This is a genomic window from Paracidovorax konjaci (assembly GCF_900112675.1).
Lineage (GTDB): Bacteria > Pseudomonadota > Gammaproteobacteria > Burkholderiales > Burkholderiaceae_C > Paracidovorax > Paracidovorax konjaci.
This window is the reverse complement of the sequence record NZ_FOMQ01000006.1, coordinates 99,484-124,460: the sequence shown is the minus strand read 5'-3', so window position 1 is coordinate 124,460 and position 24,977 is coordinate 99,484. Positions and strand designations below refer to the sequence as shown.

Here is a 24,977-nt window from a genome sequence, read left to right as displayed (position 1 = left end):
TTCCCAGCGTTTCACCGGACACAGGAGACCCCATGCCATCCAGCACCAATCCACGCAGCTACGACGCCACCCCATCGCGCAAGGTCGCCTTCCTGGGTCTGGGTGTCATGGGCTACCCCATGGCCGGCCATTTGGCACTCGCCGGCCACCAGGTCACCGTCTACAACCGGACCGCTACGAAATCCATAGCATGGTGTGAAGAATTCACGGCGGCATCAGGCATAAAACATGCCCCGACTCCGCGCGACGCGGCCCAGGGCGCAGAGATCGTGTTCTGCTGTGTCGGCAATGACGACGATCTGCGCTCCGTGGTGCTGGGCGCGGATGGCGCCTTTGCCGGAATGCAGCAGGGCGCCGTCTTCGTCGACCACACCACCGCGTCCGCCGAAGTCGCACGTGAACTTGCTCAGGCTGCGCGCACGCTCGGCCTGCGCTTCATCGACGCCCCGGTGTCGGGCGGGCAGGCGGGGGCGCAGAACGGGCAGCTCACCGTCATGTGCGGCGGCGAAACAGAGGCCTTCGACGGCGTGCGGCCTGTGGCAATGGCGTTTTCGCGCGCGTTCACGCGTGTCGGCGACAGCGGCGCCGGCCAACTCGCCAAGATGGTCAATCAGATCTGCATTGCCGGCGTGGTGCAGGGGCTGTCGGAAGCCATCGCCTTTGGTCAGCATGCGGGGTTGGACATGCCGCTGGTGCTCGACGTCATCGGCAAGGGAGCGGCGCAGAGCTGGCAAATGGACAACCGCGGCAAGACCATGGTGGAAGGCCGCTTCGACTTCGGCTTTGCCGTGGACTGGATGCGCAAGGACCTGGGCCTCGTGCTGGATGAGGCCCACCGCAACGGCGCGCGGCTCCCGCTGACCGCACTGGTGGATCAGTTCTATGCCGACGTGCAGCAGGCCGGCGGCAAGCGCTGGGACACCTCGAGCCTCATCACCCGCCTGGCACCCAAAAAACAAGGCAGCTGAACCCCAAGGCCCCAGGTGCCTCCTCGGGTGCCGGGGCCCCGCCGGGGTCCGGCGCCTGCGCGGCTCAGCGGGGCTGGGTCGTTGCCGGATCGGATGTGACGGGGGCAGGACGCGAAGGTTGCCGTGCAAAACCCCGCTCCAGTTCTTCCTGCGAAATGATCTCGAACACACGCACCACCTTGCGCACATCGTTCACGCCACGCGCGATGTCGGTGGCGCGATCGGCTTCACGCTGGGTGACACGGCCCAGCAGATAGACCGTGTTGCGCTCCGTCACCACCTTGAAAGCCGTTGCGAACAGGTCCTTGGCATCCACGAGGCTCGCACGCACCTTGCCGGTGATGAGCGTGTCATTGGAGCGCTGCGTGAATGTGGTGGCCGACATCACCGCCAGATCATTCACCACCGAACGCACGTTCTCGACGGCCAGCACCGCCTGCTCCACGCGCTCCTTGTCCTGCTGCGAAGGCACCTCGCCGGTCAACAGGACTTGCCGGTTGTAACTCGTGATGTTGACGTGGACGCGGTCTCCGAACGAATCGCGCAGCCGATTGCCTGCGCGCAATTCGATGCCTTCGTCTTCCACCTGCGTTCCTGTGGTGCGGCGATCGGCGGCCATCAGCGTACCCATCGCGGCCCCGCCCAGCACCAGCGGGGCGCACGCGGAAAGCATGGTTCCGAGCGCCACGGCGGCCAGTAAGGCCCCCCCTGTGCGAGTCATCTTCTGAAGAGTCATAGCGGTATCTCCTGTTCACCAAGTAATTGGGCGTCCACCCCATCGCACAGGCAGTGAAGCACCAGCGCATGCACCTCTCGGACCCGGGCTGCGCGATCGTGCGGCACGCTGATCAACACGTCGGTTTCACGCAGCAGTCCGGCCAACGCGCCGCCGGCACGGCCGGTCAAGGCGATCACGGTCATGTCCCGCTCGTGGGCGGCCTGCGCGGCATCGATCAGGACGGCATCGGTGCCTGCACTGCCGTCCGTCACGGCCAGCAGCACGTCGCCCGCTTGCCCCAGCGCACGCACCTGCCGGGCGAGCACCTGCGCATCGCCTCCCGGGATGCCGGGAGAGGCCCAAAGGGCATCGGGCTCCAAGGCCACCGCGGCCAGTTCGGGCCGATCGCGCTCGAACCCTGCCACGCAGAGTGCAGCAAACTGGCGCGCCTGCGCCGACGCTGCGCCGCTACCGCAGGCCAGCACCTTGGCGCCACTGGTAACGCACGCCAGGATGGCCTGAACGGCCAAGCCGATGGGTTGGCTGAGAAGTTGCGCGGCCTGGTACTTGAGATCCGCGCTGTCGATGAAATGCTGTTGGATGCGTTGCTCGAGCATGGACCGCCGATGATACCCGCCGGGTGTTATCGCTTTTGTAGCAAAGGGTTGGCCTGCGGCGCAGGTGCGCAAGGAAATGGACAGGTCGGATGGCGGCTCGGGTCTTTGGCACTTTTGCGCTGCGCGTAGCGCTCTTGTCTGCTACTCAGCGTCGAATGCCGCTTTCAACCATTGGGCCCCATTGTCATCAATGAGCACGGCGTCGAACCTGCAGGGAGGCGGCGAAGGCCAGCGCATCAGATAGTGCCGTGCTGCAAATACGATGCGCCGCTGCTTGGTGGAGCCGATACTGGCGGCCGCCCCGCCGAAGGTGCCGCTGGCGCGCCGTCGCACTTCGACGAACACCAGCGTTCCGTCCCGGTCGCGCAGTATCAGATCGATCTCGCCGCCGCCGCGGCCCGGCGTTCGATAATTGCGGGCCAACAGCTTCAGCCCGGCAGCCTGCAGATGCGCCAAGGCGAGATCTTCTGCCACCATGCCCACGGCGCGGGTCGTTGTTTGTGTCGCCGCGCCGGTACTGGCCGGCCTTTTCCCAAGGATTCCCATTGAGCGCCTCTTTCGCAACCGCCTTGTCCGCTGCACGCGATGCAGCCGCAGCGCAGCATTATCCGCAGGGTGCGTTGTACGTGGTGGCAACGCCGATCGGCAATCTGGCCGACATCACGCTGCGCGCACTGCATGTTCTGCAGCTGGCGGATGCGGTCGCCTGCGAAGATACACGGCATACCCAGGCCCTCCTTCGGGCTTACGGCATCGACAAATCTGCGCAGCAATGGATGGCAGTGCATCAGCACAACGAAGCAGAAGCCGCACACAACGTGGTTCAGCGACTGCAACGCGGTGATCGTGTGGCCTATGTGAGTGACGCGGGCACCCCAGGGGTCAGCGATCCCGGCGCCCGCCTTGTCTCGGCAGTGCAGGCGGCCGGCTTGCGCGCATTGCCACTGCCAGGCGCCAGCAGTGTGACGGCCGCCATCAGCGTGGCAGGCGCACTGGGCAGAAGCGCTGGCGCCAGCGCGCCATTGGCCGGCGGCTTTGTTTTCGCCGGCTTTCTTCCAACCCGCACCACCGAGCGCAACGCTGCAGTGCAAGCTTTGACAGCGGAGCCGAGATGTACCGTATTGCTGGAAGCCCCCCATCGCATCGAGGATCTCGCAGCCGCATTGGGCGTACTTTCAGACCGGCAGGTCACGCTTGCCAGAGAGATCAGCAAACAGTTCGAAGAAATCGCCACCATGCCGGCGCATGCCTTGGCTGACTGGCTGGGAGGCGGTGCTTCGCGCTCCCGAGGGGAGTTTGTGATCGTCGTTCACCCGGCCCCTCAACTGGCTGAAGAGAATGCTTCCCTGACGGAAACAGAACTGCGCACCCTGCGATTGCTCACTGCAGAAGTGCCCTTGAAAACGGCTGTGCGCTTGGCTGCCGAACTGACCGGTGCCGCACGCAATGCACTCTATGAAGCAGCGCTCGCCCTGAAGAATGAACCGAAGTCCGGCGGCTGATCAGACGAATCCAGCACCGTGGCAATGCGGCAGCAGGTCTGCGAACAACAGCTTGGTGTGCGCCACCACCCGTGATCGATCAGGGCCGGATCGTATAAGCGAGACCTGCGGCAACCCCGCCGAACAGATCCCCTTCAAGCTGGGGAATGCCGGGGAACTCGCTGGCCAGCACTTCGCGCAACGGTCTCAAAGCGGACGATCCACCCGTCAAATACAAAGCATCCACGCCCCTCGAACCCAGGTCGGCTTCGAGGAGGCAACCACGCGCACATCGCACAATGTCTTGCAGAGGCGCCTGCAGATCCTCTGCCAGCGCTTCAGGGCTGACACTTGTCTGAAGATCTTTTTCGAGCCAGTCCAACGCCAACAGCGCCTGCACACTGCGGCTCGAAACCTCGATCTTTGCCTGCTCCACGCTTTCCGCCAGACGGTGGCCCCATCGCTCCGTAAGAACAGTCATCAGGCGATCATGCAAGCCTGGGTCGCGATAGTTGGACCTCAGCTCGCGGGCTTCAGCCAATGACTTCGGCGTGTACAGCCATTGGATCATGTGCCATGTGGAAAGATCAAAGAACACGCGGCTTGGCACCTCACGCCCCGATGGCCCATGGTGTCTCAACCCCAGCAAAGGCATGACATGGGCTCGGCTCAAACGCTGATCGAAATCGGTTCCGCCCAGATGGATACCCGCTGTGGCCAGAATGTCAGCGCTACGGTCGGCGTTCTTGGCACGCTCCGGCCCCAACCGGACCACCGTGAAATCAGAGGTCCCGCCGCCGATATCGACCACGAGTACCCGGGTTTCACGATCCACGCGTTGCTCGTAATCCAGCGCCGCGGCGATTGGCTCCAACTGAAACGCTATGTCCTGGAAACCAGCATCTTCTGCGGCCTTGCGCAAGGCATCTTCGGCCATGGCGTCGCGCTGAGGATTCCCGTCGACGAAATGGACGGGTCGCCCCAGCACCACTCTGGCGGGTTCGCTCCCCACTACTGCACGAGCTCGATCGGACAGCAGCTTGAAAAACAAGGCAATCACTTCCTGGTAACTCATCAGAGTTCCATGAACCGCTGTTTTCTCTTCGAGCAAAGCGCTTCCCAGCAAGCTTTTCAGCGATCGCATCAGCCGTCCTTCCGTGCCTGACAGGTAATGCGCGATCGCCTCGCGTCCTGCATGCGTGCGTCCTTCTTCGGCATTGAAGAACAGGGCTGTCGGCAACGTGGGAAACGCCCCCTCCACGGGAATCATCTGAGCTTTGCCTCCAAGCTGTCTGACAGCCATTGCGGAATTGGAGGTACCGAAATCGATGCCGAGTGTCAGAAGACTCATGGAGAGGTGAGCGTTACGGGAAAAAGAGAAAGAGCAGCAAGTTCAGCGTTTGCAAACACGCCAACGCCATTACCGAGCAAAAACAAAAACGCCCACTAAAAAGTGGGCGTTTTAAAGTGCATCAACACTTGTGTTGGTTGCGCGAGAAGGATTTGAACCTCCGACCTTTGGGTTATGAGCCCAACGAGCTACCAGACTGCTCCATCGCGCGGCAAGAATAAATTATAACTTACTTTGCAGCTGCTGCAGAAGAATCCACTGCATTTTCTGCAACTTCCGAACGATCCACGAATTCAACGAAAGCCATGGGTGCATTGTCGCCCACGCGGAAGCCCATCTTCAAAATACGCGTGTAACCACCAGGACGGGTCTTGAACAGAGGACCCAGCACGTTGAAAAGCTTGGTGACGCTGTCACGATCACGCAGGCGGTTGAACGCCAGACGACGATTTGCAAGCGAGTCTTCCTTTGCCAAGGTGATCATGGGTTCGATCACGCGACGCAGTTCCTTTGCCTTGGGAACCGTGGTCTTGATGGCCTCGTGCTGGATCAACGAGTTCATCATGTTTTGCAGCATCGCGAGACGGTGCGAGCTGGTGCGATTGAGTTTACGAAGGCCGTGACGGTGGCGCATGGTGCTTTCCTTTTGATAATTTGATCGGGCAGCCGTATCAGGTACTACCCGAAGCACTGGCCCTTAAAAGGGCCACTTATGGATCGCAGGTTCGAAAACCGACGATTAACGCTTGTCCAAGCCAGCAGGCGGCCAATTCTCAAGCTTCATGCCCAAGGTCAGACCGCGAGAGGCAAGGACTTCCTTGATCTCGTTGAGCGACTTACGCCCCAAATTCGGGGTCTTCAGCAGCTCGTTTTCAGTGCGCTGAATCAGGTCGCCAATGTAGTAAATATTCTCTGCCTTGAGGCAGTTCGCGGACCGGACGGTGAGTTCCAGCTCATCCACCGGGCGCAGGAGAATCGGGTCAAACGTTGCACTGCCGCGTGGACCAGCCGGCGCATCGAATGCGGCAAGTTCGCCACCTTCGAGCTGTGCGAAAACAGCCAGTTGTTCAACCAAGATCTTGGCCGACGCGCGCACTGCATCTTCAGCAGTGATTGCACCATTGGTCTCGATCTCGACAACGAGCTTGTCCAGATCCGTACGCTGCTCGACGCGAGCGCTCTCCACGGTGTAGCTCACACGCTTCACAGGAGAGAAAGAGGCATCCAGAACGATGCGCCCAATCGATTTCGTCGATTCATCCGCATAACGGCGAAGATTGCCAGGCACATAACCACGGCCCTTCTCCACCTTGATCTGCATGTCCAGCTTGCCGCCTTGCGACAGATGGGCAATCACATGATCCGGATTGACGATCTCGACATCATGGGGCGTCTGGATGTCACGGGCAGTGACGACTCCTTCACCATCCTTACGCAGACTCAGGGTAACCTCGTCGCGATTGTGAAGCTTGAACACAACGCCTTTGAGATTCAGAAGAATGTTCACAACATCCTCTTGAACACCATCGATGGACGAGTACTCATGGAGCACTCCAGCGATCGTGACTTCCGTTGCTGCGTAACCCACCATGGACGACAGCAGTACACGCCGGATAGCATTGCCAAGCGTATGCCCATAGCCACGCTCGAAGGGCTCCAGCGCTACTTTTGCGCGATTGTGGCCCAGCTGCTCGACGTTGATCGTCTTGGGTTTCAGCAAATTGGTTTGCATTCAGACTTCCTCTCAATACCCCCAGCTCGTTACACCGGTAAGGCTGGTGAAGCACCTATACCGCGATGCCTCGCGGTATAGGAAACAATTGCTATTGGTGAACGATCAGATTTAGCGCGAGTACAACTCAACGATCAGGGATTCGTTGATGTCCGCACCAAATTCATCGCGATCAGGAACCTTCTTGAAGGTGCCTTCTGCCTTGTCGGCATTGACTTCCACCCAAGCGGGCATACCGACTTGCTGGGCCAGTTGAAGGGCCTCTGCGATACGGGCTTGCTTCTTGGACTTCTCACGCACTGCAACGATGTCACCAGGCTTCACCAGGTAGGAAGCGATGTTGACAGACTGACCGTTGACGGTGATGGCCTTGTGAGACACCAACTGACGAGCTTCCGCGCGAGTCGAACCGAAACCCATGCGATACACCACGTTATCCAGGCGAGACTCGAGCAGGGACAGCAGATTCGCGCCCGTGTTGCCCTTGCGGCCATCGGCGGTTTCGAAGTAACGGCGGAATTGCTTTTCAAGCACACCGTACATGCGCTTGACCTTTTGCTTTTCACGCAACTGCAGACCATAGTCAGAAGTACGTGCGCCCGACGTACGACCATGCTGACCCGGCTTGGAGTCAAATTTGGCCTTGTCCGCAATCGAACGGCGAGCGCTCTTCAGGAACAGGTCCGTACCTTCACGGCGGGAGAGTTTGGCCTTGGGGCCGAGATAACGTGCCACTTGAGCTTCCTTGAAATGTCATCTACCGCGCCACACAGCGCGGGAGCCACCCACCATGCTTGATGCATGCAGTTGGGTGGCGGTGGGCTTACGAAAAAACTTAGATGCGACGACGCTTTTGAGGGCGGCAGCCGTTGTGTGGCACTGGTGTCACATCAGAAATCGAGGTGATCCGAATGCCAAGGGCGCCCAAAGCGCGAACGGAAGATTCACGACCTGGACCAGGACCCTTGATTTCAACGTCAAGGTTCTTGATGCCTTGCTCAATCGCTGCACGGCCAGCCACTTCAGAAGCAACCTGCGCGGCAAAAGGCGTGGACTTGCGCGAACCCTTGAAGCCCTGGCCACCAGAAGATGCCCAGGAAAGTGCATTTCCCTGGCGATCGGTGATGGTGATGATCGTGTTGTTGAACGAAGCGTGCACGTGCGCAATGCCGTCGGAGACGTTCTTGCGTACCTTCTTGCGAACACGCTGCGCTGCGTTATTGACGGGAGACTTTGCCATGTTGATCTTTCAATCTGCTTATTTTTTGAGCGCTGCAGCACCCTTGCGCGGACCCTTCCGAGTGCGTGCATTGGTGCGGGTGCGCTGACCGCGCATCGGCAGACCGCGACGATGGCGGAATCCCCGATAGCAGCCGATGTCCATCAAACGCTTGATGTTCATCGTGGTTTCGCGGCGCAGATCCCCTTCAATGGTGAACTGAGCGATCTGGTCGCGGATTTTCTCGAGATCGCCATCCGTCAGATCCTTGATCTTCTTGGAGTAAGCGATGCCACAGCCTTCGCAGATCTTGCGAGCGCGGGTGCGACCGATGCCATAGATAGCCGTCAGGCCAATTTCAGCATGCTGATGCGGCGGAATGTTGATGCCAGCGATACGTGCCATTTGCGTCCTCTAAACTTTCAATCAACCTTGGCGCTGCTTATGGCGCATGTCGGTGCAGATGACCCGCACGACACCCTTGCGGCGGATGATCTTGCAGTTGCGGCAGATTTTTTTGACCGAAGCCGAAACTCTCATTTCACTCTCCTAAAACTGTTCCATTCGTTCCGGCCACGCGGAACACACTTACGTGCCCGCGATGGTTCGAAGGGCATCGTTAACCGTCACATCTGGAGGCGAACCCGCGACTATAGCGCATCCGCATCCAACCCACCAGACCTCAGGTGCCCGGCGTTGCTTTGAAGTTGGCCTTTTTCAACAACGACTCGTACTGCTGGGACATCATGTAGTTCTGCACCTGGGCCATAAAGTCCATGGTCACAACGACAATGATCAACAGTGACGTACCGCCGAAATAGAAGGGCACGTTGTATTTCAGGATCAGGAATTCGGGCAACAAGCAGACGAAGGTGATGTACACCGCGCCAGCCAACGTCAGCCGCACCAAGATCTTGTCGATATAACGGGCAGTTTGCTCACCTGGACGAATCCCGGGAATGAACGCACCGCTTTTCTTCAAGTTATCTGCAGTTTCACGGCTGTTGAAGACCAACGCCGTATAAAAGAAGCAGAAGAACACGATCGCAGCAGCATAGAACATCACATAGATGGGTTGACCAGGTGTCAACGCTCCAGAGATGTCACGCAACCACCGCATCGGCTCGCCAGCACTGAACCAATTCACCACGGTTGCAGGCAACAGGATGATTGACGAAGCAAAAATGGGAGGGATCACTCCAGCCATGTTCAGTTTCAGTGGCAGATGTGACGACTGTCCGCCATACACCTTGTTACCCACTTGGCGGCGCGCGTAATTCACGAGAATTTTGCGTTGGCCGCGTTCTACGAACACGACGAAGTAGGTCACCAATGCAACCACGATCACGATGAAGATGGCGGCCAATATGCTCATCGCACCCGTGCGGACAAGCTCAAGCAAACCACCGATCGAACTCGGCAAGCCAGCGGCGATACCCGAGAAGATCAAAATGGAAATGCCGTTACCCAAACCGCGTTCAGTGATCTGCTCACCCAACCACATCAGAAACATGGTGCCGGCCGTGAGGCTGATGACAGCAGTCAGGCGGAAACCGAAGCCAGGGCTCAAGACCAGTCCCGCAGAGCTCTCCAGTGCTACGGCAATGCCAAGAGATTGGAAAATAGCCAATCCAAGCGTTCCGTAACGCGTGTATTGGGTAATCTTCCGCCGTCCAGCCTCACCTTCCTTCTTCAACTGCTCGAACGTGGGGATCACGTAGGTCATCAGCTGCATGATGATCGATGCCGATATGTAAGGCATGATCCCCAATGCGAACACCGTGAACCGGGAAAGCGCCCCCCCGGAGAACATATTGAACAGGTTGAGAATTCCGCCCTGCTGACCACTGAACAGCTGCTGCAACTGGGCAGGATCAATGCCTGGCACCGGAATGTGTGCTCCGATGCGATAGACGATCAAAGCCAGCAGCAGAAAAACCAGGCGGCGACGAAGATCGCCGAATTTTCCGGTTTTCGCAATTGACGCTGCACTAGTAGCCACTGATGCGTTCCTTCTTCAGTCTGCAATCAGGCCAAGCTGCCGCCGGCTGCTTCGATCGCTGCTTTCGCACCAGCCGTCGCACCGACACCGTTCAACTTCACGGCTTTGGTGATCTCGCCACTCTTGATGACCTTGACCACCTTGACCATTTCGCCCACCAGACCGGCACGCTTCAGAGCGAGGACATCGACGTCTGCAAGATCGAGCTGTTGCAACGCACTCAGCGTCACTTCAGCGTTGAACTTGAGCAAATGCGACTTGAAACCACGCTTGGGCAGGCGACGTTGCAGAGGCATTTGACCGCCTTCGAAACCCACCTTGTGATAACCGCCCGAACGAGACTTTTGACCTTTGTGACCCCGGCCAGCGGTCTTTCCGAGACCGGAACCGATACCACGGCCGACCCGGCGCTTGGCATGCTTTGCGCCTTCCGCGGGCTTGATGCTATTGAGTTCCATCATCAACCTCTCAGAGGACCTTGACCAGATAACTGATCTTGTTAATCATGCCGCGAACTTCAGGCGAGTCCTTCAGTTCACTGACACTGTTGAGCTTGCGCAGACCCAGACCACGCACGGTGGCGCGGTGGGATTCTTTGGTGCCAATGGGGCTGCGCACCAGTTGCACCTTGATGGTTTGTTGCGTTGTCATTGCACGACTCCGATCAGGCGGTGAAGAGTTCTTCGACCGTCTTGCCACGCTTGGCAGCCACTTCGCTGGGCGTGGTGGAATTGGTCAATGCGTCGAACGTTGCACGGACCATGTTGTAAGGGTTCGACGAGCCATGGCTCTTGGCCACGATGTCGGTGATACCCATCACTTCGAACACGGCACGCATTGGGCCGCCAGCAATGATGCCGGTACCCTTGGGAGCGGGAGCCATCATCACGACTGCTGCACCATGGTGTCCAGTGACACCGTGATGAATGGTTCCGCTCTTCAGGGAAACCTTCACCATGTTGCGACGCGCTTCTTCCATGGCCTTCTGCACAGCAGCAGGGACTTCCTTGGATTTGCCCTTGCCCATGCCCACACGGCCATCGCCATCACCGACCACCGTCAGTGCGGCAAAGCCGAGAATACGGCCACCCTTCACGACTTTGGTCACGCGGTTGACCGCGATCATTTTTTCGCGCAGACCGTCGTCACGACCTTCGTCTTGCACTTTGGGTTGAAATTTCGCCATTTTTAATTCCGTTCCGCTTAGAACTGCAGGCCGGCTTCACGCGCGGCTTCTGCCAAGGCCTTCACACGGCCGTGATATGCGAATCCAGCGCGATCGAATGCGACTTTCTCGACGCCGGCAGCCTTGGCCTTCTCGGCAATACGCTTGCCGATCAGCTGGGCTGCATTGGCATTGCCGCCCTTCCCGGAGCCGCCCAATTCCTTGCGGACTTCGGCTTCTGCGGTAGATGCACTGGCAATCACGCGGCTGCCGTCGTCGGAAATGACGCTGGCGTAGATGTGGAGGTTCGTACGGTTCACCGTCAAACGAACCACGCCTTGCTGCGCAATGCGAATGCGCGTCTGACGCGAACGACGAAGACGCTGCTCTTTCTTGGTCAACATGTTGCAGCTCCTTACTTCTTCTTGGTCTCTTTGATCGTGACTTTTTCGTCCGCATAGCGAATGCCCTTGCCCTTGTAGGGCTCAGGAGGACGAACAGCACGGATTTCAGCAGCCAGCTGGCCGACACGCTGACGATCGGCACCCTTGATCACGATTTCCGTCGGAGACGGCGTGGCCACGGTGATGCCAGCAGGCATGTCGAAGTTCACAGGATGGGAGTAGCCGACGTTCAGATTCAGCTTGGCGCCCGAGGCCTGGGCCTTGTACCCCACACCGATCAGGTTCAGCTTCTTCTCGAAACCCTTGCTCACGCCCAGCACCATGTTGTTCACGAGCTGGCGGATGGTGCCGCTCATGGCATTGGCTTCACGCGAATCGTTGACAGGCTCGAAGCTGAGCTTGCCGTCTTTGTTGGTGATCTTGACCAGGCGGTTCTGGGCAACGAACAGCGTGCCGCCCGTACCTTTCACGCTGATTTGGTCTTCAGTGATGGACACATCCACCCCATTGGGGATGGCCACCGGCATTTTTCCTACGCGGGACATTTCAGTTTCTCCTCAATGCCACGTTAAGCGACGTAGCAAAGCACTTCGCCGCCGACACCGGTAGCGCGCGCCTTGCGATCCGTCATCACGCCCTTCGGGGTGGTAACGATTGCCACACCCAGACCGTTCATGACGTTCGGAATGGAGTCACGGCCCTTGTAGACACGCAGCCCAGGGCGACTCACGCGCTCGATGCGCTCGATCACCGGACGGCCTGCGTAGTACTTCAGGGAAATTTCGAGTTCGGACTTGTTGCCGTCGGCCTTCACTTGGAAGCCGTCGATATAACCCTCGTCCTTCAGCACCTGCACAATGGCGATCTTCACTTTGGAAGACGGCACGGACACAGTGGCCTTGGACACCATTTGCGCGTTGCGAATGCGGGTCAGCAAGTCAGCGATGGGATCACTCATGCTCATGTTGTATCTCTCCTGCCTGCTTACCAGCTGGCCTTGGTGACACCCGGGATGTCACCAGCAAACGCCAGTTCACGGATCTTGGCGCGGGCCAGACCGAATTGACGGAATGTTCCGCGGGGACGACCAGTGATTTCGCAGCGATTGCGCTGGCGCGTCGGGTTGGCATTGCGGGGAAGCTTCTGCAGACCGAGGCGGGCCGCTTCGCGCTCCTCGTCACTGCGCTTCGCATCACCGGCAATGGCCTTCAGCTCCGCATATTTAGCGGCGTACTTGGCTGCCAGTTTTTCGCGCTTCAGTTCGCGCTGGATCAAAGCTACTTTAGCCATACGCTGCCTCAGTTCTTGAAGGGGAAACGGAAGCCAGCGAGAAGCGCCTTGGCTTCTTCGTCGGACTTGGCCGTCGTGGTGATGCTGATATTCAGGCCGCGCAGTGCATCCACCTTGTCGTATTCGATTTCGGGGAAGATGATCTGTTCTTTGACGCCGATGTTGTAGTTGCCCCGACCGTCGAAAGCACGGCCAGAGATACCACGGAAGTCGCGTACACGCGGCAGAGCGACCGTCACGAAACGGTCCAGAAATTCATACATCTGGACGCCACGCAGCGTGACCATGCAGCCGATGGCCTGGCCTTCGCGGATCTTGAAGCCCGCAATGGCTTTCTTCGCCTTGGTGACCACAGGCTTCTGGCCGGCAATCTTGGTCAGGTCGGCAACAGCGTTGTCCATGACCTTCTTGTCGGAAACCGCTTCACTCACGCCCATGTTCAGGGTGATCTTCGTGAGGCGCGGAACTTCCATGGGCGAGCTGTAGCCGAACTGCTTGGTGAGTTCGGGAACGATTTTTTCGCGGTAGTGTTGTTGCAGTCGTGCCATGTTGACTCCTTAGGCCGCCTTGATTTCAGCGCCGCTGGACTTGAACACGCGAACGCGCGAACCATCCGCCTGCACCTTGACGCCCACCCGATCGGCCTTGCCGGTGGCGACATTGAAGATGGCCACATTGGACTGGTGAATCGGCATTGCCTTTTCCACGATGCCGCCGGTCGTACCCTTCATGGGGTTAGGCTTCACGTGCTTCTTGACCAAATTGATGCCGTCGATGACCAGGAAAGAGTCATCCTTGCGCAGCGACACCGTGCCGCGCTTGCCTTTGTCGCGCCCGGTAAGCACGATCACTTCGTCGCCCTTGCGAATCTTGTTCATGGCGCGTCCTCAGAGAACTTCAGGAGCCAGGGACACGATCTTCATGAAGCGCTCCGTACGCAGTTCACGCGTCACGGGGCCGAAGATGCGGGTGCCGATGGGCTCCAGCTTTGCATTGAGCAACACTGCTGCGTTGCCATCGAATTTGACGAGCGAGCCATCACCGCGGCGGATGCCCTTGGCGGTACGAACCACCACTGCGCTGTAGACCTCGCCCTTCTTGACGCGGCCGCGCGGAGCAGCTTCCTTGATGCTCACCTTGATGATGTCGCCCACGCTGGCATAGCGACGCTTGGAACCACCCAGCACCTTGATGCACAGGACGGACTTCGCGCCGGTATTGTCGGCAACGTCTAACCGAGTTTCTGTCTGGATCATTTCAATATTCCCAACTTGCACCAGAAGATCAACGGCCCTGAAAACCTCTCAGGGCCGCGCATCAGCCAGTCAGTCTTGGGCCCGTCGTCCGCAGTGCAAACCATTTGCACCGCTTCCCGCTGGGCAGAAATCCGCGTAGAGAAACGCGAAGCCCTCGATTCTTTCAAAAAAGAGCGAGGGAGTCAATACTTATTGAGGTATGGAGAGGTATTGCGCCGCCAAAGCCTCGAAGTTGGTGAGCTGCGGGTCGATCCCCAGCTCTTCCTGCAGGATCCCGGCGACCGCTGGAGCCAGGCTGCGGGCCAGCCTGGCGTCCAGAAACAGCAGTCGGCTGCGGCGGGCCAGCATGTCTTCCACCGTACGGGCATATTCGTGGCGTGCCGCAAAGCGGACCATCGCCTCCGACAGTCCCGGAGCCAGCCACCGCTGCGCTCCGGGCAGAGCGTCCAGCAGTTCCGACTCGCTGCCGTAGGAATGCGGCCCCTGGGCCTCGTCCATCCCATGCGGTACAGGACCGCTCGGAGCCCCCACGACGGCCAGGCGCTGCGTCACACCCGCGGGGCGCTCCGCCAGCAGACCGGTGGAGAAGCATTTTTGCAACACATCTTCCGCCATGGCCCGATAAGTGGTCCATTTGCCACCCGTCACGGTCACCAGGCCGCTGGCGCTGGCCAGCACGGTGTGCTCACGGCTGATGCTTTTGGTGTTGCCGCCTTCGTCATCCGGGGGGCGTACCAGGGGACGAAGGCCCACCCAGATGCTGCGCACGTCGGCAACCGCCGGCGCGCGCGTCAGGTAGCGGGCCGACTCTTTCAGGATGAATGCCGCCTCTTCCTTGAACGGCAAAGGCTCGCGCTCCAGATCCCGCCGAGGGCTGTCGGTGGTGCCCAGGATGATCTTGCCCAGCCACGGCACGGCAAAGAGAACCCGGCCATCGGCCGTCTTGGGCACCATCAAGGCGTGATCGGAAGGCAGGAACTCGCGGTCCACCACCATGTGGACGCCCTGGCTGGGTGCGACGATGGGCCGGGCCGGGCGGCCGAGCGCCTCGGCATCCTGTTGCCGCAAGCCATCGACCCACACGCCGGTGGCGTTGACGACGCAGCGCGCACGGACGGTGTAACGCGCACCCGTCTCTGCGTCCTCGCAGGTGAAACCAGCCACCTTGCCCTGGTCGTGGATGAGCTCACGGGCGGGGCAGTAGTTGACCAGCAACGCCCCCCGGAGCGCGGCCGTGCGAGCCAGGGCCAGCGCCAGCCGGGCGTCGTCGAACTGTCCGTCCCAGTATTTGACACCTCCCTTGAGGCCTTCGCGGCGCACCGTAGGAAGCAAGCGGAGCGTGCCGTCACGCCCGAGGAATTCGGTGGCCCCCAGCCCGGCCTTGCCCGCCAGCAGGTCATAGGCCTTCAGGCCCAGGCCGTAGAACGGCGTTTCCCAGTGGTGGTAGGACGGCATGACGAAGGGCAGCGGCTGGGCCAGGTGGGGCGCATTGCCGAGCAGCGTGGTCCGTTCGTGCAAGGCTTCGCGCACGAGCGATATGTTGCCCTGGGCCAGATAGCGGACTCCGCCGTGCACCAGCTTGGTGGCACGCGAGGACGTTCCTTTGGCGAAGTCGTGCGACTCCACCAGCACGACGCTGAAACCGCGGGCGGCGGCATCGAGGGCCACGCCCAGCCCCGTCGCACCGCCGCCGATGACTGCCAGGTCGTAGTGCCGGGGCTCGGCAAGCCGCACCAGGAGTTGGGCACGCACGGTAGGCAGGGGCACTTGGGGGGAAGTGGTCATGGGTGTGAATTGTCCATCCAACGGAGGAATACCCTAGGGTTTACCCCAGGATCTCCCTACAAAAGCAGGTTTCCCGCTCCATCCCTTTTGAACAGGGCCGGGCGGGAAACCGTCGGGGTCAGCAGCGGCCCGAGGGCCGCTGACGGTCAGCGCACCTTGCCATCCTTCCAGGCCTGCAGCAGGCGGTCATAGGCGATGGTTTCGCCCTTCGGCTTTTCGTTGGCCAGCTTCTTCCAGGGGGCGTGCTGGTCGCTCAGCCACTTGTTCGGATCGCCCTTGGGGTTGAGCTTGGGCGCGCAGCGGGCCATGCCGGCGCGCTCCAGGCGTGCCATCACCTGGTCCATTTCGTCGGCCAGCGTGTCCATGGCGCCCTGCGGCGTCTTCTCGCCCGTGACCGCCTGGGCCACGTTCTTCCACCACAGCTGTGCCAGCTTTGGATAGTCGGGCACGTTCGTGCCGGTGGGCGACCACGCCACGCGTGCGGGGCTGCGGTAGAACTCGACGAGCCCACCCAGCTTGGGGGCGAGGTCGGTCATGGCCTTGGACTGGATATCGCTTTCGCGGATCGGGGTCAGGCCCACGACGGTTTTCTTGAGCGACACGCTCTTAGCCGTGACGAACTGGGCGTACAGCCAGGCGGCCGCCGTCCGGTTGGCGTCATGTCCGCTGAAGAACGACCAGGAGCCCACGTCCTGGTAGCCGTTCTGCATGCCGGGCTTCCAGTAAGGACCGTTGGGGCCGGGAGCCATGCGCCACTTGGGGGTGCCATCGGCGTTGACCACGGGCAGGCCGGGTTTGATCATGTCTGCGGTGAACGCCGTGTACCAGAACACCTGTTGCGCGATCTGGCCCTGCGCCGGCACGGGACCGGACTCGGTGAAGGTCATGCCCAGGGCTTCCTTGGGCGCGTACTTCTTCATCCAGTCCACGTATTTCGTGAGGGCGTAGACGGCAGCGGGCGAGTTGGTGGCGCCGCCACGGGAGACCGATGCGCCTACCGGAGTGCACTTGTCGTCGGCGACGCGGATGCCCCATTCGTCGATCGGCAGGCCGTTCGGCGTGCCGATGTCGGCGGAACCGGCCATCGACAACCAGGCGTCGGTGAAGCGCCAGCCCAGCGAGGGGTCCTTCTTGCCGTAGTCCATGTGGCCGTAGATGGGCTTGCCGTCGATGGTCTTGACGTCGTTGGAGAAGAACTCCGCGATGTCCTCATACGCGCTCCAGTTGAGCGGCACGCCGAGTTCGTAGCCGTATTTGGCCTTGAACTTGTCCTTCAAGTCCTTGCGCTCGAACAGGTCGGCACGGAACCAGTACAGGTTGGCGAACTGCTGGTCCGGGAGCTGGTAGAGCTTTCCGTCGGGCGCCGTGGTGAACTTCGTGCCGATGAAGTCCTTCAGGTCCAGGCCCGGGTTCGTGAATTCCTTGCCCGCACCGGCCATGTAGTCGGTGAGGTTCATCATCTTGCCGTAGCGGTAGTGCGTGCCGATCAGGTCCGAATCGCTGATCCAGCCGTCGTAGATCGACTTGCCGGACTGCATCGAGGTCTGCAGCTTCTCGACGACGTCGCCTTCCTGGATGAGGTCGTGCTTGACCGTGATGCCGGTGATCTCGGCAAAGGCCTTGGCCAGGGTCTTGGACTCGTACTCGTGCGTGGTGAGTGTTTCGGAGACCACCGAGATTTCCTTCACACCCTTGGCCTGCAGCTTCTTGGCCGCCTCGATGAACCACTTCATCTCGGCCATCTGCTGGTCCTTGCCCAGCGTGGAGGGCTGGAACTCGGTGTCGACCCACTTCTTGGCCTCCGCCTCGCCGGCCCATGCCGCCTGGCCGATCATCAGGGCCGTGGCAGCGAACGCCAGGGCGGTCAAACGCATCTTCATGACTGTCTCCTCATTTGGTGGTGTCCCCTGCTGTCATTTGCAACCGGCCGCCGGCCCCGGGGATCGGGGGACCGCTCGGCCAACGAAACACAATCCGCCGCCTCAGCCCTTGCGCAGGACAAGCCCGAGCACGAGCATCGAAAGCACGAAGCTGATCCACACGGTCGGCTCCTGCTCCAGCTTCATCCACTCGGTGATGCGCCCGGACAGGCCGACGAAGGTGAGGTTGATGTAGGCCGCCGTCAGCAGCCCGATGAAGAGCCGGTCGCCGCGCGTGGTGGCGATGGGCAGGAAGCCCTTGCGCAGCGTGGTGGGGGACTTGATCTCCCACACGGTCATGCCCGCGAGCATGAGCACGATGCAGATGAAAAATACCGCCACCGGGGTGGTCCAGGCCATCCACTCAAACATGTTCGGAGCCTTTCAGCAGAATTTGAAGCGACACGGGTGCGCAGGCACGCACCCCTGGCAATCGGTGCGGCGTCGCCCCCCCCGGCCCAACATGCGCAGCACGGCGAGAGCGGGAGGCGGCCTCGAAGCCGCGCAGGGGGTGTCTCATACTCTCCCCATCGCGAAGCCTTTGGCGATGTAGTGGCGCACGAACCAGATCACGATGGCGCCGGGCACGATGGTCAGCACGCCCGCCGCGGCCAGCGTGGCCCAGTCCATGCCCGATGCGCTCACGGTGCGCGTCATGGTGGCCACGATGGGCTTGGCGTTCACGCTGGTGAGCGTGCGCGCCAGCAGCAGCTCGACCCAGCTGAACATGAAGCAGAAGAACGCCGCCACGCCCACGCCGGCCTTGATGAGCGGCAGGAAGATCGTGAGGAAGAACCGCGGAAAGCTGTAGCCGTCGATGTAGGCCGTCTCATCGATCTCGCGCGGAATGCCGCTCATGAAGCCTTCGAGGATCCAGACCGCTAGCGGCACGTTGAAGAGCAGGTGCGCGAGCGCCACCGCGATGTGCGTATCCATCAGCCCCACGGTGGTGTAGAGCTGGAAGAAGGGCAGCAGGAACACCGCGGGCGGCGTCATGCGGTTGGTCAGCAGCCAGAAGAAGATGTGCTTGTCGCCCAGGAACTGGTAGCGCGAGAAGGCATAGGCCGCCGGCAGCGCCACGGTGATCGAGATCACCGTGTTGATGGCCACGTAGATCAGGCTGTTGATGTAGCCCGAATACCAGGATTCGTCCGTGAAGATGGTCTTGTAGTTGTCCCAGGTGAAATGCTGCGGAACGAACGAGAAGGTGGACAGGATCTCCGCGTTCGTCTTGAAGCTCATGTTCACCATCCAGTAGATGGGCAGGAGCGCGAAGACCAGGTAGGCGATCAGGAACAGGTTGCGTTTGCGGAAGCGGTTCTCATGCATGGCCGTCCTCCGGGGCGGTGTCGGTGCCCACGCGCTGCATCCAGTTGTAGAGGATGAAGCACAGCAGCAGGATGATGAGGAAGTAGATCAGCGAGAAGGCGGCCGCCGGCCCGAGGTCGAACTGGCCCACGGCCTTCTGCGTGAGGTACTGGCTGAGGAAGGTGGTGGCATTGCCCGGCCCGCCGCCGGTGAGCACGAACGGCTCGGTGTAGATCATGAAGCTGTCCATGAAGCGCAACAGCACCGCGATCATCAGCACGCCGCGCATCTTGGGCAGCTGGATGTAGCGGAACACCGCCCACTTGCTCGCACCGTCGATGCGCGCGGCCTGGTAGTAGGCATCGGGGATCGACCGCAGCCCGGCGAAGCACAGCAGGGCGACCAGCGGCGTCCAGTGCCACACGTCCATCGCGAGCACCGTGAGCCAGGCGTGCGTGGCGTTGCCGGTGTAGCTGTAGTCGATGCCCGCGTACTGCAGCGCCGCGCCCAGCAGGCCGATGTCCGCGCGCCCGTAGATCTGCCAGATGGTGCCCACGACGTTCCACGGGATCAGCAGGGACAGCGCCACGGTGACCAGCACCGCGGAGGACTTCCACCCCTGCGCCGGCATGGAGAGCGCCAGGCAGATGCCCAGCGGGATTTCCACCGCCAGCACGGCCAGCGAGAAGCCGAGCTGCCGCAGCAGGGCGCCGTGCAGCTCTTCGTCGCGCATGACCTGGGCGAACCATTCGGTGCCCACGAAGACGCGCCGCTCGGGCGAGATGATGTCCTGCACCGAATAGTTCACCACCGTCATGAGCGGCAGGATGGCCGAGAAGGCCACGCAGAGGATCACGGGCAGGATGAGGAACCAGGCTTTCTGGTTCACGGGCTTGGTCGTGGCGCTCATGGCAGCAGCTCCTCGTTCCGATAGAAGCAGGTGTGGGGGCCCAGCACCTGGAGCCAGACGGTGCCGCCGGCGGGCGGGAGCGCCTCGGCCGGGGAGACACGGGCCTTGAGCACCTGATCGCCCAGGCGGGCGGTCAGCAGCTGGTAGGTGCCGATGTCCTGCACCTTCTCCACGCGGCACGGCAGGGCGCCGGCCGCACCGTTGCCCGACACCGCGAGGTATTCGGGCCGCACGCCCAGCTGCAAGGCACCGTCGGGCAGCGCCAGGCCCGGGGGCCTGGGCAGTGGCTGGCCGCCGATGCGCAGGCCGCCACCTTCTAACTGCGCGGGCAGGAAGTTCATGCCGGGCGATCCGATGAAGTGGCCCACGAACACGTGCTGCGGCCGCTCGAAGAGCGCGTCCGCCGTGCCCACCTGCACGGCGCGGCCGCGCGTCATCACCACCACCTCTTCGGCGAAGGTGAGGGCTTCCACCTGGTCATGGGTGACGTAGATGAGCGTGAGCTTCAGTTCGTGGTGGATCTGCTTGAGCTTGCGCCGCAGCTGCCACTTGAGGTGCGGATCGATCACGGTGAGCGGCTCGTCGAACAGCACGGCCGAGACATCCGAGCGCACGAGCCCCCGGCCCAGCGAGATCTTCTGCTTCTGGTCGGCCGACAGGCCCGCGGCGCGCATGTCGAGCTGGTGGCTCATCTCCAGCATCTCCGCGATCTGGCCCACGCGCTGCCGGATCTGGGCCTCGGGCACCTTGCGGTTCTTGAGCGGGAAGGCCAGGTTCTCGGCCACCGTCATGGTGTCGTAGATGACCGGGAACTGGAACACCTGCGCGATGTTGCGCTCCTGCGGGCTCGCGCGGGTGACGTCGCGGCCGTCGAAGAGCACGCGGCCCTGCGAGGGCACGAGCAGCCCCGAGATGATGTTGAGCAGCGTGGTCTTGCCGCAGCCCGAGGGGCCGAGCAGCGCATAGGCGCCGCCGTCGCGGAATTCCATCGACAGCGGCAGCAGCGCGTAATCGCTGTCCTGCTGCGGATTCGGCTTGTACGAATGCGCCAGTTCGAGCTGGATGCGGGCCATGTCAGCGCCCTCCCCGGCGCGCGGGTGCGCGCAGCAAGGCGCCGTCGGCGCCGAAGACATACACATCGCCGGGCTGCAGGTGCAGCGTGATCGCGGCGCCGAGCGCGAAATCATGGACGCCCGTGAACTGCGCGACCATTCCGCCCCAGGGCGTCTCGGCATGCACGAAGGTGTCGGAGCCGGCGATCTCCGCCAGCTCCACCGTGCCGGGCACGGCCACGTCGCCGGGCCGCGCGGCGAGCCGCAGCGCGCTGGCGCGCACTCCGACGGTGAGCCCGCCGGCCGCGCCGGCAGGCAGCGGTTGCGGCAGTGCCAGTACCTCGCGGCTGGCCACGCGAACGCCCTGCTCCACCGCCTCGGCAGGCAGCAGATTCATCGGAGGGTCGCTGAAGGCACGCGCCACGCGCAGCGAGCTGGGCGTGTGGAAGACCTCGGCCGTGGGGCCGTATTGCAGCAGCTCGCCCTCGTGCAGCACGGCGGTGTAGCCGCCCAGCAGCAGGGCCTCTCCGGGCTCGGTGGTGGCATACACCACCGTCGAATCGCCCGCGGCGAAGAGCTGCGTGAGTTCGTCGCGCAGTTCCTCGCGCAGCTTGTAGTCGAGGTTGACAAGGGGCTCGTCCAGCAGCATGAGCGGCGCGCCCTTGGCCAGCGCGCGCGCCAGGGCCACGCGCTGCTGCTGCCCGCCCGAGAGTTCGGCCGGGTGGCGGGCCAGGAACATGTCGATGTGCAGGCGCTCGGCCAGCGCGCGGACGCGCTCCTGCACGTTCTTCTCGCCGCGCAGCCGCAGCGGCGAGGCGATGTTGTCCGCCACCGTCATCGAGGGGTAGTTGATGAACTGCTGGTACACCATGGCCACGTTGCGCTCGCGCACGGGCATGCCCGTCACGTCCACGCCGTCCACGCGCACGCGCCCTTCGGTCGGGGCATCGAGCCCGGCCATGATGCGCATGAGGCTGGTCTTGCCGGCCTGGGTCGCGCCCAGGAGCACGGTCACGGCCCCGGGCTGGAGCGCCATGTCCATGCCGTGCAGCCAGGTCTGCGCACCCACCTTCTTGCCGATGCGCTCAAGGTCCAGCTGCATCCCACGCCCTTTCCTGTTGTATGGAGTCGCCACGCATGCCCGGTCGGGGCCAGCGTTTCGGTTGAGTTCATTTTTGTTCTTTTCTGTTCGCTTTGAATCAAGGTTTACCCTCGGATTGTTCCTTTTCGTTCGTTTTAAAGTGAGGCCTCTCGTCCTTGCGCCCCTCTCTTTTCCTTTCCTTCCATTGGCCCGTCGTCCCGCGTGAACACCAATCCCCGCCAGCTCCTGCTCCTCGAAGAAGTCCGCGCCCGCCGCTCCGCCACCGTCGAACACCTGGCCGAAACGCTGGGCGTGACCCTGCAGACCGTGCGCCGCGACATCCAGCGGCTGGCCGACAACGGATTGCTGCTGCGCTTCCACGGCGGCGTGCGCGTGCCCAGCTCCACCACCGAGAACCTCGCCCACACCCAGCGCGAGACGCTGCACGCCGACGGCAAGGCGCGCATCGCGCGCGCCGTGGCGCAGGCGGTGCCGCACAACTGCTCGCTGATCCTGAACATCGGCACCACCACCGAGGCGATCGCGCGCGCGCTGCTGCACCACCAGGGGCTGCGCGTGATCACCAACAACCTGAACGTGGCGGCGATCCTGGCCGGCAACCCGGACTGCGAGCTGATCGTGGCCGGCGGCGTGGTGCGTGCGCGCGACCGCGGCATCGTGGGCGAGGCGGCGGTGGATTTCATCCGCCAGTTCAAGGTGGACATCGCGCTCATCGGCATCTCCGGCATCGAGCCCGACGGCTCGCTGCGCGATTTCGACCTGCGCGAGGTGAAGGTGGCGCAGACCATCATTGCCCAGTCCCGCGAGGTCTGGCTCGCTGCCGACCACAGCAAGTTCGACCGCCCGGCCATGGTGCAGGTGGCGAAACTGGCCCAGATCGACCGCCTGTTCACCGATGCCGCCCCGCCCGAACCCTTCCCCGCGCTGCTGCGCGAGGCGGGCGTGGAACTCGATGTGGCAGAGTGACCGGCCCGCGGCCCGCACACCCCGCCCACGGACCCGCGCGCGCACCGCGGCCCCCACTTCTTCCTTCCAACGCACCGCTTTTTCTTTCGGACCGCCATGACCTACCTGCTCGCACTCGACCAAGGGACCTCCAGCTCGCGCAGCATCGTGTTCGATGAGCGCGGCCACATCGTCGCCCAGGCGCAGCAGGAGCTGCCGCAGATCTACCCGCAGCCCGGATGGGTCGAGCACGACCCGCTGGAGATCTGGCGCACGCAACTCGCCACGGCACGGCAGGCGCTCGCGCAGGCGGGCCTGCAGGCCGGCGACGTGCGCGCCCTGGGCATCACCAACCAGCGCGAGACCACCGTGCTCTGGAACCGGCGCACCGGCCAGCCCGTGCACCACGCCATCGTGTGGCAGGACCGCCGCGCCGAGCCCCTGTGCGCCGAACTGCGCGAGCAGGGCCACGAGGCCGCCATCCAGGCCAGGACGGGGCTGCGCATCGATGCCTACTTCTCGGCCACCAAGCTGCGCTGGCTGCTGGACAACGTGCCCCGCGCGCGCGAGGCGGCCGAGGCCGGCGACCTCGCCTTCGGCACAGTGGACAGCTGGCTCATCTGGCAGCTCACGGGCGGCAAGGTGCACGTGACCGACGTGACCAACGCCGCGCGCACCATGCTCTTCAACGTGCACACCAACGAGTGGGACGATGACCTGCTGGCGCTGCTGCGCGTGCCCCGCGCCCTGCTGCCGCGCGTGCAGCCCTCGGCCAGCGATTTCGGCGCGACCGATGCGGCGCTGCTGGGCGGCGCCATTCCCATCGGCGGCGTGGCGGGCGACCAGCAGAGCGCGCTGTTCGGCCAGGCCTGCTTCTCGGCGGGCATGGCCAAGAACACCTACGGCACGGGCTGCTTCATGCTCATGCACACGGGCGACGCGTTCCAGACCTCTGGCAACGGCCTCATCACCACCAGCGCGGCACAAGTGGGCTCCACGCTGTCCGGCCCGGGGGGGCCCGGCGCCCGGCCCCAGTACGCGATGGAAGGCAGCGTGTTCGTGGGCGGTGCCGTGGTGCAGTGGCTGCGCGACGGCCTGCGCGCCATCCCGTCGAGCAGCGAGGTGCAATCGCTCGCCGAGAGCGTGCCGGACTCGGGCGGCGTGATGATGGTGCCGGCCTTCACCGGGCTGGGCGCGCCCTACTGGAAGCCCGATGCGCGCGGCACCATCACCGGCCTCACGCGCGGCACCACGCTGGCCCACATCGCCCGCGCCGCGCTGGAGAGCATCGCCTACCAGAGCGCCGCGCTGCTGCAGGCCATGGGCCGCGACGCCGTGGCCGCCGGCGGGGCGCCCGTGAGCGAGCTGCGCGTGGACGGCGGCGCCTGCGTGAACGACCTGCTCATGCAGTTCCAGGCCGACCTGCTGGGCATCCCCGTGGTGCGGCCCGCGGTGATCGAGACCACGGCGCTCGGCGCGGCCTATCTGGCGGGGCTGTCCTGCGGGGTCTACGGCAGCACCGAGGCGCTGTCCTCGCTCTGGCGCGCAGACCGCCGCTTCCTGCCCACGCTGAGCCCGGCGCGCGCGCAGGAACGCATGGCCCGCTGGGAGCATGCGGTGCGCCAGGCCTCACTGGACTGACGCCGCCGCCCCTTCGGGGCACGGCATTACAGCGACATTTCCACGGCATCTCCACGGCCCGCGCGCGGCATCGGCGCGCCGCGCCGTGGCCGTTGCGGCCGCCGGTTCCGGC

The 24,977-nt window shown here is 62.6% G+C and carries 32 protein-coding genes and 1 tRNA gene; 4 read left to right on the top strand and 29 right to left on the bottom strand.

All coding sequences use genetic code 11. From position 1 onward, the window contains the following. Positions 1-32: 32 nt before the first annotated feature. Entirely contained in the window at positions 33-968 is a 936-nt protein-coding gene (locus BM144_RS10975) for an NAD(P)-dependent oxidoreductase (RefSeq protein WP_092952111.1), read from the top strand. A 64-nt stretch (positions 969-1,032) separates the two neighbouring features. Here BM144_RS10975 and BM144_RS10970 read toward each other — a convergent pair whose 3' ends face one another. From BM144_RS10970 to BM144_RS10960, 3 genes are all read right to left on the bottom strand, one after another. Further along, positions 1,033-1,704 (bottom strand): BON domain-containing protein, encoded by a 672-nt coding sequence (locus tag BM144_RS10970; protein WP_092952109.1) that lies wholly within the window; start codon positions 1,702-1,704, stop codon positions 1,033-1,035. Beyond that, positions 1,701-2,303, bottom strand: a complete 603-nt coding sequence (locus BM144_RS10965; protein ID WP_092952107.1) for an SIS domain-containing protein — start codon at positions 2,301-2,303, stop codon at positions 1,701-1,703. The genes BM144_RS10970 and BM144_RS10965 overlap by 4 nt, the downstream gene beginning before the upstream one ends. A 141-nt stretch (positions 2,304-2,444) precedes the next feature. Then, positions 2,445-2,849: a YraN family protein gene (locus tag BM144_RS10960; protein ID WP_092952105.1), complete on the bottom strand. Its 405-nt coding sequence runs from the start codon at positions 2,847-2,849 to the stop codon at positions 2,445-2,447. Here BM144_RS10960 and rsmI point away from each other — a divergent pair. Continuing rightward, complete coding sequence (rsmI, locus tag BM144_RS10955; RefSeq protein WP_092952103.1) at positions 2,849-3,805, top strand: 16S rRNA (cytidine(1402)-2'-O)-methyltransferase; 957 nt, start codon at positions 2,849-2,851, stop codon at positions 3,803-3,805. The genes BM144_RS10960 and rsmI overlap by 1 nt on opposite strands. A gap of 79 nt (positions 3,806-3,884) precedes the next feature. Here rsmI and BM144_RS10950 read toward each other — a convergent pair whose 3' ends face one another. From BM144_RS10950 to BM144_RS10825, 26 genes are all read right to left on the bottom strand, one after another. Continuing rightward, the gene (locus BM144_RS10950; RefSeq protein ID WP_092952101.1) at positions 3,885-5,135 is read right to left on the bottom strand and encodes an Hsp70 family protein; all 1,251 of its coding nucleotides are present in this window, start codon (positions 5,133-5,135) and stop codon (positions 3,885-3,887) included. Between the two features lie 134 nt (positions 5,136-5,269). Beyond that, a tRNA-Met gene (locus tag BM144_RS10945) sits at positions 5,270-5,346 on the bottom strand. A gap of 18 nt (positions 5,347-5,364) precedes the next feature. Continuing rightward, positions 5,365-5,769 (bottom strand): 50S ribosomal protein L17, encoded by a 405-nt coding sequence (gene rplQ, locus BM144_RS10940; protein ID WP_092952099.1) that lies wholly within the window; start codon positions 5,767-5,769, stop codon positions 5,365-5,367. A 105-nt stretch (positions 5,770-5,874) separates the two neighbouring features. Further along, the gene (locus tag BM144_RS10935) at positions 5,875-6,867 is read right to left on the bottom strand and encodes a DNA-directed RNA polymerase subunit alpha (protein ID WP_092952097.1); all 993 of its coding nucleotides are present in this window, start codon (positions 6,865-6,867) and stop codon (positions 5,875-5,877) included. A gap of 111 nt (positions 6,868-6,978) precedes the next feature. Beyond that, on the bottom strand, positions 6,979-7,602 hold the full coding sequence (gene rpsD / locus BM144_RS10930) for a 30S ribosomal protein S4 (protein WP_092952095.1): 624 nt from the start codon (positions 7,600-7,602) through the stop codon (positions 6,979-6,981). A gap of 100 nt (positions 7,603-7,702) precedes the next feature. Further along, complete coding sequence (gene rpsK, locus BM144_RS10925) at positions 7,703-8,107, bottom strand: 30S ribosomal protein S11 (protein ID WP_092952093.1); 405 nt, start codon at positions 8,105-8,107, stop codon at positions 7,703-7,705. An 18-nt stretch (positions 8,108-8,125) separates the two neighbouring features. Then, positions 8,126-8,491, bottom strand: a complete 366-nt coding sequence (rpsM, locus tag BM144_RS10920) for a 30S ribosomal protein S13 (protein ID WP_092952091.1) — start codon at positions 8,489-8,491, stop codon at positions 8,126-8,128. Positions 8,492-8,512: 21 nt separating this feature from the next. Next, positions 8,513-8,626, bottom strand: a complete 114-nt coding sequence (rpmJ, locus tag BM144_RS10915) for a 50S ribosomal protein L36 (protein ID WP_011793797.1) — start codon at positions 8,624-8,626, stop codon at positions 8,513-8,515. A 142-nt stretch (positions 8,627-8,768) separates the two neighbouring features. Continuing rightward, on the bottom strand, positions 8,769-10,088 hold the full coding sequence (gene secY / locus BM144_RS10910) for a preprotein translocase subunit SecY (protein WP_092952089.1): 1,320 nt from the start codon (positions 10,086-10,088) through the stop codon (positions 8,769-8,771). 26 nt (positions 10,089-10,114) lie between these two features. Beyond that, complete coding sequence (rplO, locus tag BM144_RS10905; protein WP_092952498.1) at positions 10,115-10,546, bottom strand: 50S ribosomal protein L15; 432 nt, start codon at positions 10,544-10,546, stop codon at positions 10,115-10,117. A gap of 10 nt (positions 10,547-10,556) precedes the next feature. Next, positions 10,557-10,739 (bottom strand): 50S ribosomal protein L30, encoded by a 183-nt coding sequence (gene rpmD / locus BM144_RS10900; protein WP_092952087.1) that lies wholly within the window; start codon positions 10,737-10,739, stop codon positions 10,557-10,559. Positions 10,740-10,752: 13 nt separating this feature from the next. Then, complete coding sequence (gene rpsE / locus BM144_RS10895; RefSeq protein WP_092952085.1) at positions 10,753-11,274, bottom strand: 30S ribosomal protein S5; 522 nt, start codon at positions 11,272-11,274, stop codon at positions 10,753-10,755. A 17-nt stretch (positions 11,275-11,291) separates the two neighbouring features. Then, the gene (gene rplR / locus BM144_RS10890) at positions 11,292-11,657 is read right to left on the bottom strand and encodes a 50S ribosomal protein L18 (RefSeq protein WP_092952083.1); all 366 of its coding nucleotides are present in this window, start codon (positions 11,655-11,657) and stop codon (positions 11,292-11,294) included. 11 nt (positions 11,658-11,668) lie between these two features. Continuing rightward, the gene (gene rplF / locus BM144_RS10885) at positions 11,669-12,202 is read right to left on the bottom strand and encodes a 50S ribosomal protein L6 (protein WP_092952081.1); all 534 of its coding nucleotides are present in this window, start codon (positions 12,200-12,202) and stop codon (positions 11,669-11,671) included. 23 nt (positions 12,203-12,225) lie between these two features. Next, on the bottom strand, positions 12,226-12,621 hold the full coding sequence (gene rpsH / locus BM144_RS10880; RefSeq protein WP_092952079.1) for a 30S ribosomal protein S8: 396 nt from the start codon (positions 12,619-12,621) through the stop codon (positions 12,226-12,228). 20 nt (positions 12,622-12,641) lie between these two features. Beyond that, positions 12,642-12,947: a 30S ribosomal protein S14 gene (gene rpsN, locus BM144_RS10875; RefSeq protein ID WP_013593072.1), complete on the bottom strand. Its 306-nt coding sequence runs from the start codon at positions 12,945-12,947 to the stop codon at positions 12,642-12,644. An 8-nt stretch (positions 12,948-12,955) separates the two neighbouring features. Continuing rightward, positions 12,956-13,495 carry a 50S ribosomal protein L5 gene (gene rplE, locus BM144_RS10870; RefSeq protein ID WP_092952077.1) on the bottom strand — a complete coding sequence of 180 codons (540 nt, stop codon included), beginning with the start codon at positions 13,493-13,495 and terminating at the stop codon, positions 12,956-12,958. A gap of 9 nt (positions 13,496-13,504) precedes the next feature. After that, positions 13,505-13,825, bottom strand: a complete 321-nt coding sequence (gene rplX, locus BM144_RS10865; RefSeq protein WP_092952075.1) for a 50S ribosomal protein L24 — start codon at positions 13,823-13,825, stop codon at positions 13,505-13,507. A gap of 9 nt (positions 13,826-13,834) precedes the next feature. After that, positions 13,835-14,203: a 50S ribosomal protein L14 gene (gene rplN / locus BM144_RS10860; protein WP_092952073.1), complete on the bottom strand. Its 369-nt coding sequence runs from the start codon at positions 14,201-14,203 to the stop codon at positions 13,835-13,837. Positions 14,204-14,392: 189 nt separating this feature from the next. Then, positions 14,393-15,988 carry a glycerol-3-phosphate dehydrogenase/oxidase gene (locus BM144_RS10855; protein ID WP_092952071.1) on the bottom strand — a complete coding sequence of 532 codons (1,596 nt, stop codon included), beginning with the start codon at positions 15,986-15,988 and terminating at the stop codon, positions 14,393-14,395. 146 nt (positions 15,989-16,134) lie between these two features. After that, a complete protein-coding gene (locus BM144_RS10850) occupies positions 16,135-17,868 on the bottom strand; it encodes an ABC transporter substrate-binding protein (protein ID WP_092952069.1) in 1,734 nt (577 codons plus the stop codon). Positions 17,869-17,970: 102 nt separating this feature from the next. Beyond that, complete coding sequence (locus BM144_RS10845; protein WP_092952067.1) at positions 17,971-18,279, bottom strand: DUF2160 domain-containing protein; 309 nt, start codon at positions 18,277-18,279, stop codon at positions 17,971-17,973. Positions 18,280-18,423: 144 nt separating this feature from the next. Continuing rightward, positions 18,424-19,236, bottom strand: coding sequence for a carbohydrate ABC transporter permease (locus BM144_RS10840; RefSeq protein ID WP_092952065.1), 813 nt, complete (start codon positions 19,234-19,236; stop codon positions 18,424-18,426). Then, positions 19,229-20,125: a carbohydrate ABC transporter permease gene (locus tag BM144_RS10835; protein WP_092952063.1), complete on the bottom strand. Its 897-nt coding sequence runs from the start codon at positions 20,123-20,125 to the stop codon at positions 19,229-19,231. Before BM144_RS10835 ends, BM144_RS10840 begins: the two co-directional genes overlap by 8 nt. Beyond that, on the bottom strand, positions 20,122-21,198 hold the full coding sequence (locus BM144_RS10830; RefSeq protein WP_092952061.1) for an ABC transporter ATP-binding protein: 1,077 nt from the start codon (positions 21,196-21,198) through the stop codon (positions 20,122-20,124). The genes BM144_RS10835 and BM144_RS10830 overlap by 4 nt, the downstream gene beginning before the upstream one ends. Before the next feature lies 1 nt (position 21,199). Beyond that, positions 21,200-22,279, bottom strand: a complete 1,080-nt coding sequence (locus BM144_RS10825; RefSeq protein ID WP_092952059.1) for an ABC transporter ATP-binding protein — start codon at positions 22,277-22,279, stop codon at positions 21,200-21,202. Positions 22,280-22,480: 201 nt separating this feature from the next. Here BM144_RS10825 and BM144_RS10820 point away from each other — a divergent pair, with 201 nt between their 5' ends. Beyond that, positions 22,481-23,245 carry a DeoR/GlpR family DNA-binding transcription regulator gene (locus BM144_RS10820; protein WP_092952057.1) on the top strand — a complete coding sequence of 255 codons (765 nt, stop codon included), beginning with the start codon at positions 22,481-22,483 and terminating at the stop codon, positions 23,243-23,245. 96 nt (positions 23,246-23,341) lie between these two features. Next, complete coding sequence (gene glpK, locus BM144_RS10815) at positions 23,342-24,865, top strand: glycerol kinase GlpK (RefSeq protein ID WP_092952055.1); 1,524 nt, start codon at positions 23,342-23,344, stop codon at positions 24,863-24,865. Positions 24,866-24,977 lie beyond the last annotated feature (112 nt).

What these genes read in the sequence shown, in the direction of transcription:
- rplR (WP_092952083.1), bottom strand. Translation starts at nt 11,657, where the DNA reads ATGTTGACCAAGAAAGAGCAGCGTCTTCGTCGTTCGCGTCAGACGCGC.
- BM144_RS10835 (WP_092952063.1), bottom strand. Translation starts at nt 20,125, where the DNA reads ATGAGCGCCACGACCAAGCCCGTGAACCAGAAAGCCTGGTTCCTCATC.
- BM144_RS10845 (WP_092952067.1), bottom strand. Translation starts at nt 18,279, where the DNA reads ATGTTTGAGTGGATGGCCTGGACCACCCCGGTGGCGGTATTTTTCATC.
- BM144_RS10825 (WP_092952059.1), bottom strand. Translation starts at nt 22,279, where the DNA reads ATGCAGCTGGACCTTGAGCGCATCGGCAAGAAGGTGGGTGCGCAGACC.
- rpsE (WP_092952085.1), bottom strand. Translation starts at nt 11,274, where the DNA reads ATGGCGAAATTTCAACCCAAAGTGCAAGACGAAGGTCGTGACGACGGT.
- BM144_RS10830 (WP_092952061.1), bottom strand. Translation starts at nt 21,198, where the DNA reads ATGGCCCGCATCCAGCTCGAACTGGCGCATTCGTACAAGCCGAATCCG.
- BM144_RS10960 (WP_092952105.1), bottom strand. Translation starts at nt 2,849, where the DNA reads ATGGGAATCCTTGGGAAAAGGCCGGCCAGTACCGGCGCGGCGACACAA.
- rpsN (WP_013593072.1), bottom strand. Translation starts at nt 12,947, where the DNA reads ATGGCTAAAGTAGCTTTGATCCAGCGCGAACTGAAGCGCGAAAAACTG.
- rplF (WP_092952081.1), bottom strand. Translation starts at nt 12,202, where the DNA reads ATGTCCCGCGTAGGAAAAATGCCGGTGGCCATCCCCAATGGGGTGGAT.
- rpsK (WP_092952093.1), bottom strand. Translation starts at nt 8,107, where the DNA reads ATGGCAAAGTCTCCCGTCAATAACGCAGCGCAGCGTGTTCGCAAGAAG.
- BM144_RS10950 (WP_092952101.1), bottom strand. Translation starts at nt 5,135, where the DNA reads ATGAGTCTTCTGACACTCGGCATCGATTTCGGTACCTCCAATTCCGCA.
- rplX (WP_092952075.1), bottom strand. Translation starts at nt 13,825, where the DNA reads ATGAACAAGATTCGCAAGGGCGACGAAGTGATCGTGCTTACCGGGCGC.
- rpsM (WP_092952091.1), bottom strand. Translation starts at nt 8,491, where the DNA reads ATGGCACGTATCGCTGGCATCAACATTCCGCCGCATCAGCATGCTGAA.
- rplQ (WP_092952099.1), bottom strand. Translation starts at nt 5,769, where the DNA reads ATGCGCCACCGTCACGGCCTTCGTAAACTCAATCGCACCAGCTCGCAC.
- BM144_RS10840 (WP_092952065.1), bottom strand. Translation starts at nt 19,236, where the DNA reads ATGCATGAGAACCGCTTCCGCAAACGCAACCTGTTCCTGATCGCCTAC.
- rpmJ (WP_011793797.1), bottom strand. Translation starts at nt 8,626, where the DNA reads ATGAGAGTTTCGGCTTCGGTCAAAAAAATCTGCCGCAACTGCAAGATC.
- BM144_RS10850 (WP_092952069.1), bottom strand. Translation starts at nt 17,868, where the DNA reads ATGAAGATGCGTTTGACCGCCCTGGCGTTCGCTGCCACGGCCCTGATG.
- rpmD (WP_092952087.1), bottom strand. Translation starts at nt 10,739, where the DNA reads ATGACAACGCAACAAACCATCAAGGTGCAACTGGTGCGCAGCCCCATT.
- BM144_RS10855 (WP_092952071.1), bottom strand. Translation starts at nt 15,988, where the DNA reads ATGACCACTTCCCCCCAAGTGCCCCTGCCTACCGTGCGTGCCCAACTC.
- BM144_RS10965 (WP_092952107.1), bottom strand. Translation starts at nt 2,303, where the DNA reads ATGCTCGAGCAACGCATCCAACAGCATTTCATCGACAGCGCGGATCTC.
- rpsH (WP_092952079.1), bottom strand. Translation starts at nt 12,621, where the DNA reads ATGAGCATGAGTGATCCCATCGCTGACTTGCTGACCCGCATTCGCAAC.
- BM144_RS10935 (WP_092952097.1), bottom strand. Translation starts at nt 6,867, where the DNA reads ATGCAAACCAATTTGCTGAAACCCAAGACGATCAACGTCGAGCAGCTG.
- BM144_RS10970 (WP_092952109.1), bottom strand. Translation starts at nt 1,704, where the DNA reads ATGACTCTTCAGAAGATGACTCGCACAGGGGGGGCCTTACTGGCCGCC.
- rplN (WP_092952073.1), bottom strand. Translation starts at nt 14,203, where the DNA reads ATGATCCAGACAGAAACTCGGTTAGACGTTGCCGACAATACCGGCGCG.
- BM144_RS10975 (WP_092952111.1), top strand. Translation starts at nt 33, where the DNA reads ATGCCATCCAGCACCAATCCACGCAGCTACGACGCCACCCCATCGCGC.
- glpK (WP_092952055.1), top strand. Translation starts at nt 23,342, where the DNA reads ATGACCTACCTGCTCGCACTCGACCAAGGGACCTCCAGCTCGCGCAGC.
- rplO (WP_092952498.1), bottom strand. Translation starts at nt 10,546, where the DNA reads ATGGAACTCAATAGCATCAAGCCCGCGGAAGGCGCAAAGCATGCCAAG.
- rplE (WP_092952077.1), bottom strand. Translation starts at nt 13,495, where the DNA reads ATGGCACGACTGCAACAACACTACCGCGAAAAAATCGTTCCCGAACTC.